Origin of the sequence: Streptomyces synnematoformans (genome assembly GCF_039531005.1) — a bacterium.
GTDB classification, from domain to species: Bacteria; Actinomycetota; Actinomycetes; order Streptomycetales; family Streptomycetaceae; genus Streptomyces; species Streptomyces synnematoformans.
Genome location: NZ_BAAAPF010000300.1, coordinates 1 through 8,460 on the forward strand (window position 1 = coordinate 1; position 8,460 = coordinate 8,460).

Consider the following 8,460-nt stretch of genomic DNA (forward strand, 5'->3'; position numbering starts at 1 on the left):
TCCTGGGCAGCTGCCCGTACCGCATCGCCTGGACCATCTTGATGATCCCCGCGACCCCCGCCGCCGCCTGCGCATGCCCGATGTTCGACTTCACCGACCCCAGCCACAGCGGCCGGTCCCCCGCCCGCCCCTGGCCGTACGTCGCCAGCAGCGCCTCCGCCTCGATCGGGTCCCCCAGTCCCGTCCCCGTACCGTGGGCCTCGACCGCATCCACGTCGCCGGGCCCGAGGCCCGCGCTGTCGAGCGCCGCCCGGATCACCCGTTCCTGCGACAGGCCGTTCGGCGCCGTGAGGCCGTTGCTCGCGCCGTCCTGGTTGATCGCCGTACCGCGCACCACCGCCAGCACCCGGTGCCCGTTCGCCCGCGCCACCGACCGCCGCTCCAGGACCAGTACGCCGACGCCCTCGGCCCACCCCGTGCCGTCCGCACCCGCCGCGAACGACTTGCACCGGCCGTCCGCCGACAGCCCCCGCTGCCGGCTGAACTCCACGAACATGCCGGGCGTCGACAGCACCGTCACGCCGCCCGCCAGCGCCATGTCGCACTCGCCCGTGCGTATCGACTGCGCCGCCAGATGCAGTGCCACCAGCGACGACGAACACGCCGTGTCCACCGTCACCGCCGGCCCCTCCAGGCCGAAGGCGTACGCGATGCGGCCCGACGCGACCGCCGGAGTGGTGCCCGTGAGCACGTACCCCTCCGGCCCGTCCGCGGCCTCGTGCATGCGCGGCCCGTAGTCCTGCGCCGTGGCGCCCACGAAGACACCGGTCGCTCTGCCGCGCAGCGTCGCGGCCGCGAGGCCGGCGCGTTCGCACGCCTCCCAGCTCGTCTCCAGCAGGAGCCGCTGCTGCGGATCCATCGCCAGCGCCTCGCGCGGGGAGATCCCGAAGAACTCGGCGTCGAAACCCGCCGCATCGTCCAGGAAGCCGCCGTGGGCGGTGTACGAGGTGCCCGCGCGGTCGGGGTCCGGGTCGTGCAGTCCTGCCAGGTCCCAGCCGCGGTCGGCGGGGAAGTCCCCGATCGCGTCGCGCTCCTCCGCGAGAAGGCGCCACAGCTCGTCCGGCGAGCCGACGCCGCCCGGGTAGCGGCAGGCCATGCCGACGATGACGACCGGATCGTCGTCCTCCGCGGCCGGGGGTCGTGCGCCGTGCCGGTCCTGCCGGGTGTCGGCGCCGCCGCGGGCGGTGTGCAGCCAGGCGGCCATGGCGGCGGGCGTCGGGTGGTTGAAGAGGGCGCCGCTCGGGAGGGGCACGCCGGTGGCGGCGGTGAGGCGCCGGCGCAGGTCGACGGCGCCGTAGGAGTCGAGGCCGAGGTCGCGGAAGGCGGTGTCGGTGTCGACGGCGGCGGTGGAGTCGTAGCCGAGTGCGGCGGCCGTGTGGGTGCGTACGAGGTCGGTGAGATCGGCGAGGTCAGTGACGGTGGGGTCGGTGCGGACGGGGTCGTCGGCCGGCTCGGCCTGTTCCATCGGGGCCGCGGCCGGCTCGTCCGGCCCGGCCGGCGCGGCCGCCGTCTCCGGCCGTTCCGCGGGCCGCGCCTCCGGCGGTCCGCCCGTCCAGTGGCGGCTGCGCTGGAAGCGGTACGTCGGCAGCTCGACCCGCCGCGTGCCGGCGTCGGCGAAGTAGGCGTCCCAGCCGATCCCGGTGCCGTGCACGTGGAGTTCGCCGAGGGTGGTGAGGACCGAGCGGTCCTCGGCGACGTCCCGCCGGAGCGTCGGCAGGACCAGCGCCTCGGCCGCGGCCTCCTCCCCGGCCGCGGCCTCCTCCCCCAGGCAGTCCCGGGTCAGGCCGCTGAGCGTGGCGCCCGGGCCCACCTCGACGAACACCGCGGCGCCGCCGGCGTGCGCGGCGCGCGCGCCGTCGAGGAAGCGGACGGTGTCGCGGACGTGCCGTACCCAGTAGTCGGGGGTGCACAGCTCGTCGGCGGTGGCGGGGGCGCCGGTGAGGTTGGAGACGACCGGGATGCGCGGCGGGTGGTAGGTGAGGCGGGCGGCGGTCCGGCGGAAGGCGTCGAGCATGCCGTCCATGTGCGGGGAGTGGAAGGCGTGGCTGACGCGCAGCGCGGTGGTCCTGCGGCCGCGTGCGGACCAGGCGGCGGTGAGGGCGTGGACGGCGTCGGCGTCGCCGGAGACGACGGTCTCCGCGGGGCCGTTGAGCGCGGCGACGGAGAGCCGGCCGGCCGCCTCCGGCCCGTCCTCGGCGAGGGCGGCGCGCAGTTCGGCCTCGCTCGCCTCGACGGCGGCCATGGCGCCGTCCGCGGGGAGTGCCTGCATGAGCGCGCCGCGGGCGGTGACGAGGGCGGCGGCGTCGGCGAGGTCCAGGACCCCGGCGACGTGGGCGGCGGCCAGCTCGCCGACGGAGTGGCCCAGGAGCACGTCGGGGGTGACGCCCCAGCGCTCCAGCAGCCGGTGGAGTGCCACCTCGACGGCGAACAGCGCGGGCTGGGTGTACTCGGTGCGGGCCAGCAGCTCCGCCTCGGCGAAGACGACGTCGCGGAGCGGGCGCCGCAGGTGCGGGTCGAGGGCGGCGCAGACGGTGTCGAACGCCTCGGCGTACGCGGGGAAGGTCTCGTACAGCCCGCGCCCCATGCCGACGCGCTGGCTGCCCTGCCCGGAGAAGAGGAACGCCGTCCGCTCCCCCGGCCGCGCGGCGGCCGTCCCGCGCAGCACGTTCGGTGCGGCCCGGTCCTCCGCCACGGCGGCCAGGCCGGACAGCAGCGCCTCGCCGCCCTCGCCGAGCACCACGGCGCGGTGCTCGAACGCGGTGCGGGTGGTGGCCAGCGAGTCCGCCAGGTCCGGCAGCCCGTCCTCGCCGGCCCCGGTCGCGTACGCCGCGAGCGCCGCGGTCTGCGCGCGCAGCGCCGCCGCGCTGCGGCCCGACACCGGCCACGGCAGCGTGCCGTACGAGCGGATGCGCCCGCCGCCGGCCGGGGCCGGCCGCCAGTCGGCGAGCACCACGTGGCAGTTGGTGCCGCCCATGCCGAACGAGCTGACGCCCGCGACGAGCCGTTCCCCGCGGGGCCGCGGCCACGGGCCCGGCGCCCCCCGTACGCTCAGCTTCAGCTCGTCGAGCGGAATCTCCGGGTGGGGCCGCTCGAAGTGCAGGCTGGCCGGCAGCTCCCCGTGCTTCAGGCTCAGCAGGGCCTTGATCAGGCCGACGGCCCCGGCGGCGCCCTCCAGGTGCCCGATGTTGGTCTTCACCGACCCGACGGCCAGCTCCCCGCCGGCCGCGCGTCCCGCCGTGCCCAGCGCCGCGCCGAGGGCCGCCGCCTCGACGGGGTCGCCCATCGGGGTGCCGGTGCCGTGGAGTTCGACGTACTGCGCCTCGCCCGGGTCGACCCCGGCGTCCCGGTACGCGGCGCGGATGACGCGCTCCTGCGCGGCGGGGTCGGGGGCCGTCAGGGTGCGGCCGGTGCCGTTGCCGAGGGCGCTGCCGAGGATGACGCCGTGGACCGGGTCGCCGTCGGCGACCGCGGCGGCGAGCGGCTTGAGGACGACGAGGCCGCCGCCCTCGCCGCGTACGTAGCCGTTGGCCCGCGCGTCGAAGACGCGGCAGCGGGCGTCGGCGGCGTCCGGCGAGAGGGCGCCGAAGAGTTCGGCGGCGGCGAAGCCCTCGGCGAGTAGGTTCAGGTGCACGCCGCCGGCGAGGGCGAGGGTCGACTCGCCGGCGAGGAGGCTCCGTACCGCCAGGTGGACGGCGGCCAGCCCGGAGGACTGGGCGGTGTCGACGGCGAGGCTGGGGCCGGCGAGGCCGAGCAGGTGCGACAGGCGGTTGGCGGTGGCGGCGCGGCTCAGCCCGGTGGTGCTGTGCGCGGTGAGCGCGCCGGCGGCGTGCTGGAGGCGGGCGTAGTCGTCGGTCATCGAGCCGACGAACACGCCGGTGCGGCTGCCGCGGAGCGCTCCGGGGCGCAGCCCGGCGTTCTCCAGCGCCTCCCAGGCCAGTTCGAGCGCGAGGCGCTGTTGCGGGTCGACGGCGGCGGCCTCGCGCGGCGACATGCCGAAGAACGCGGCGTCGAACCGGTCGACCTCGTCGAGGAACCCGCCGTGGACGTCCGCGGGCAGCCCGCGCCCCGCGGGCGCGGGACCGACGGCGTCGACGCCGTCGCGGAGCAGCCGCCAGAACGCCGCGGGGTCGGCCGCCCCGGGCACGCGGCAGGCGATCCCCACCACGGCGATCCGGCGGTCGGCCGTCCCGTCCGCGCCGTCGTTCCTCTCGTGTGTGTCGCTTCTCTCGCTCATGACTCCCCCGTACGGTCCGGCGGGCGGGCGCGGGTCGGGTACGGGCGCGTGCGTCGTCGCTCCGCGCCCGGCCGGGCGGCGCGCGTGTCGCCGGCGCGCCGCCCGCTCCGCGGTGCCCGGTGCCGAAAGGACCGGTCAGCCGGCCGGCCGGTCGATCAGTCCGCCGCGGTGAGGCGCACCGGAAGCTCCCGCAGCCCGCGCGTGATGATGTACGGGGCCCGCGGCGGCGTCGCCGTCTCCAGCTCCAGGTCCAGCGCGGCCAGCTTCGCCACCGCGACCTGCGCGGCGAGCCGGGCGATGGGGGCGCCGACGCAGAAGTGCACGCCGAGGCCGAAGCCCAGGTTCCGGCCGGCGGGCCGGGACAGCACCAGCGCGTCGGGGTCCTCGTACACCTCGGGATCGCGGCTGGCGGCCCCGATCATCAGCATCACCTGCTCGCCGGCGGCGACCGGCACGCCCTCGACCTCGGCGTCCGCCAGCGCGACCCGCGAGATCATCTGCCCGGGCGGGTCGTAGCGCAGCATCTCCTCGACGGCGGCGGGGACGTCCTCGGGGTGCTCGCGCAGCCACGCCAGCTGGCCGGGGTGCTGGAGCAGGGCGTACATGCCGTTGCCGATCAGGTTCACCGTGAGCGCGAACCCGGCGGACAGCAGCAGGGTGAGGGTGACGACGAGTTCGTGGCCGGTGAGCCCGCCGTCGGTGTCCTCGGCGGTGACCAGCTCGCTGATCAGGTCCCCGGCGGGCGCGGCCCGGCGCTCCTCGGCGAGCCGGCCGAAGTACTCGTACAGCTCGGCCCGGGCGCTGTCGCGGCGGGTGACCTCCTCGGGCGTGAGGAAGAGGCTCGGGTCGAGGCCGTGGGCGATGTCGGTGGACAGCGCGCGGAACCGCTCGTGCTTCTCCGGCGGCACGCCGATCAGCTCGCCGAGGAGGATCGCGGGCAGCGGGTGGGCGACCGCGTCGATCAGGTCGACGGGCCCGCCGTCGGCCGCCGCGACGGCCTTGTCGATCAGCTCGGTGACCAGCTCCCCGGCCCGGGCGCGCAGCGCGTCGACGCGCCGGGCCGAGAACGCCTGGCCGACCAGCCCGCGGATGCGGGTGTGGTCGGGCGGGTCCATGAAGATGAACGGGCGCACGGTGGTGCCGTCGGGCGCCTCGCTGAAGTGCTCGGCCACGGTGGCGCCGTCGCCCCAGCCGAACCGGTTGTCGCGCAGTACCGCGGAGACCCCGGCGTGCCCGGGGACGACGACGAGTCCCAGCGGCGTACGGGTCACCGGGCCCTGCTCGCGGATCTTGCGGTAGACCGCGTACGGGTCGGCGTGGAAGGCCGGGTCGAAGGGGTCGAAGGGCAGCAGCTGCGAGAAGATCGCCGGGTCGATGCCCGTGTCCTCCGTACCCTCCGCGCCCGCGTCACCCGCCGCGGCCGACGTCTCTGATGTTTCCGCCATGCTCACTCGCTCCCCGTGTGATGGTGAAGTCCCGTTGCGAGGTGGTGTCAGGCCGCGGTGGCCCGAACCAGCTCGACGGGCATGCGCAGGATGACCGTGTGCTTGTTGCTCGGGGCCCAGGTCACGTCGCCGTCGATCCTGATCTCCGCCACCCGGTCGAGGAGTTCTTCCAGGAGCACCCGCATCTCGATCCGCGCCAGCTGCTCGCCGAGGCACGAGTGGGTGCCGTGGGCGAAGGCCAGGTGCGGGTTGGGGGAGCGGCGGATGTCGAAGGTCGTCGGGTCGTCGAAGACGGAGCCGTCCCGGTTGCCGGAGGCCCACCAGAAGGTGATCTTCTCGCCGGCCTTGATCTCGGTGCCGCGGAAGACGGTGTCGCGGGTCGCGGTGCGCCGGTTGTACGGCGTGGGGGTGGACCAGCGCAGCATCTCGTCGATCGCGCCCGGCAGCAGGGAGCGGTCGGCGCGCAGCGCCCGCCACTGCTCGGGGTGCTGGGCGAGCGCGAGGATGCCGGTCGCCAGCGCGTTCCGCGGCGGTTCGCTGCCGGCGATCAGCACGAGGCAGAAGAACGCCTCGCGCTCGTACTCCGACAGCGGCTCCTCGCCGCGGTCCGCGGGGATGTCCCGGTGCGCCAGCACGGACATGAGGTCGTCCGCCGGCGGGCCGCCCGCGGCGCGCTTCGCCGCGATCAGCTTCTTGCTGTACTCGTACATCGCGTACTGGGTCTCGGTGGCCGCCCGGTTGACCTTGCCGGAGAGGCGCTCCTCGAACCCGGCGAGGGTCTCCCCCCACTCGATGAGCTGCGGCATGTCCGCCTCGGGCGCGCCCAGCACCCTGCCCACACACTCGATGGTGTACGGGGCGGTCACGGCCGGCTGGAAGTTCACCCGGCCCCGGGCGAGGGCCTGCCCGACGAGCCGGGCCGCCACCTCGCGCAGCTGCGGCAGCCGCGCCTCGACGGCCTGCCGGGCGACGGGCGGGCTGACCAGGTCCTTGAACATCCGGTGCCGCGGATCGTCCTGCATGTTGATCAGACTGCCGGCGTGCACGCCGGGCTTCAGGTCGTCGATGTGCGTCCCGCCGCCCTCGCGCCCGCCGCCGCCCTTGGAGGAGAACACCGGGTCCTCGGCCGCCGCCTTCAGGTCGGCGTGCCGGGACAGCACCCAGAAGCCCTCGCCGTCGACGGTCGTCCCCGGCGGGTGCCACAGCACGGGGGCCTCCTCGCGGAGCCGGACGAAGACCTCGTGCGGGAAGCCGTCGGTGAACCGCTCCTGATCGGTGAGGTCGAAGCCGTCCAGCACCGCCGGAAGCTCCGTGGACACCCGTGCCTGCTGCCCCGTCATTTCACTCCTCCCAGCGGCCAACCCCCTTGGCCGCCGCCCCGTTTGACACGCCGATCGGCGGAAATCGAGCCCGAGTGTGCGCGATCATCTCTCGCGCTGTCAATCAATCACCTTCTGTCACTGATTGCCCGGAAAGCGGCATTCGCAACCTCGCACCGGCACGGTGTACGGAGCGCGGGAAAACCGGCGCCGGCACCGCTCCCACCAGGGCAGTAGCCCTCCCCGACCCGTACGGCGGGAATCCCCCGCGCCGGATCCCTCCGCGGCAGGAGTCCTGTCCGGTCGGCCGGGGCAATGACACATACTTGCCCGCCGCGGACCGGGGGCGTCCCCTTGCCGGCCGGGGTGCACGGCGATGGCGACGGGGAGTCCGCGGCCCCTTCGCCCGATGGAGGTACGGGGCGGGTGTGTATGCGTGCGCCATCGCCGGGGCGGGGACGCACCGGAACGACGGAAGGCACCCACGCCGGTGACGTGCGTCACCGGCAACCGGGTGCCTTCGATCATGCTGTGTGGTGCGCGAGGGGGGAGTTGAACCCCCACGTCCTTTCGGACACTGGAACCTGAATCCAGCGCGTCTGCCTATTCCGCCACCCGCGCAAAGGGTGTGCTGCACATGACCGAGACAGGGCCTGGGCCGTGCTGACATCAGGAAGCCTAGCACGCTGTCCGGACCCGGATCACATCCGTTTTGCCCGCACCGCGACCGCCGGGGGCCGGCGATGCGGGACACTGGGAGGAGCCGCCCGTACCATCCCCAGTGGACGCCTGGGCGGACGGTGGAGAAGCCCGGCCGGACAGCCGGCCGGCAGGTGTGAGACGGGTGTGAGAGAGGACACCGCGTACCGGCGGCGGGGACCGGGAACCAGTCCATTCCCCCGCGCGTGGATACGATCAGCGAGCAGTACGAGCAGCATGTTCGAGGGCCCGGCGGGAAGGCCGGAAGGAGAGGAGGTGCCCCGTGGGAGTACTCAAGCGCTTCGAGCAGCGTCTGGAGGGTCTCGTCAACGGCACCTTCGCCAAGGTGTTCAAGTCCGAGGTGCAGCCGGTGGAGATCGCCGGCGCCCTGCAGCGCGAGTGCGACAACAACGCCACCATCTGGAACCGTGAGCGTACGGTCGTGCCCAACGACTTCATCGTGGAGCTGAGCGCCCCCGACTACGACCGGCTCGCTCCGTACTCCGGCCAGCTCGGCGAGGAGCTGGCCGCCATGGTGCGCGACTACGCGCAGCAGCAGCGCTACACCTTCATGGGCCCGATAAAGGTGCACCTGGAGAAGGCGGAGGACCTCGACACCGGCCTCTACCGGATCCGCAGCCGCACCCTGGCGGGCAGCCACTCCCAGGCGCCCGCAGGCCGCCCGCACGCCGGCGGCGCGCCCGCCGCGCCGGGGGCGCCTCCCGGTCCCCCCGCCCCCACCGGCCCCGGCGGCTACGGGACG

At 75.0% G+C, this 8,460-nt stretch carries 4 protein-coding genes and 1 tRNA gene; 1 reads left to right on the top strand and 4 read right to left on the bottom strand.

Features of this window, described 5'->3' with window-relative positions; genetic code table 11:
• The 4 genes from ABD317_RS29765 to ABD317_RS29780 form a co-directional block, all read right to left on the bottom strand.
• The coding region (locus tag ABD317_RS29765) for a type I polyketide synthase (RefSeq protein WP_344293780.1) at positions 1-4,234 on the bottom strand (4,234 nt) is incomplete at its 3' end.
• A 155-nt stretch (positions 4,235-4,389) separates the two neighbouring features.
• Positions 4,390-5,679, bottom strand: coding sequence for a cytochrome P450 (locus ABD317_RS29770; RefSeq protein WP_344293782.1), 1,290 nt, complete (start codon positions 5,677-5,679; stop codon positions 4,390-4,392).
• 47 nt (positions 5,680-5,726) lie between these two features.
• Positions 5,727-7,019, bottom strand: coding sequence for a cytochrome P450 (locus ABD317_RS29775; protein WP_344293784.1), 1,293 nt, complete (start codon positions 7,017-7,019; stop codon positions 5,727-5,729).
• Between the two features lie 513 nt (positions 7,020-7,532).
• Positions 7,533-7,619, bottom strand: a tRNA-Leu gene (locus tag ABD317_RS29780).
• A gap of 361 nt (positions 7,620-7,980) precedes the next feature.
• Between ABD317_RS29780 and ABD317_RS29785 the strand changes: the two genes are divergently transcribed.
• Positions 7,981-8,460: DUF3662 domain-containing protein (locus ABD317_RS29785; protein ID WP_344293786.1), on the top strand; the 480-nt coding region annotated here is incomplete at its 3' end.

Coding starts and splice junctions, on each gene's coding strand:
- ABD317_RS29770 (WP_344293782.1), bottom strand. CDS start 5,679: ATGGCGGAAACATCAGAGACGTCGGCCGCGGCGGGTGACGCGGGCGCG.
- ABD317_RS29775 (WP_344293784.1), bottom strand. CDS start 7,019: ATGACGGGGCAGCAGGCACGGGTGTCCACGGAGCTTCCGGCGGTGCTG.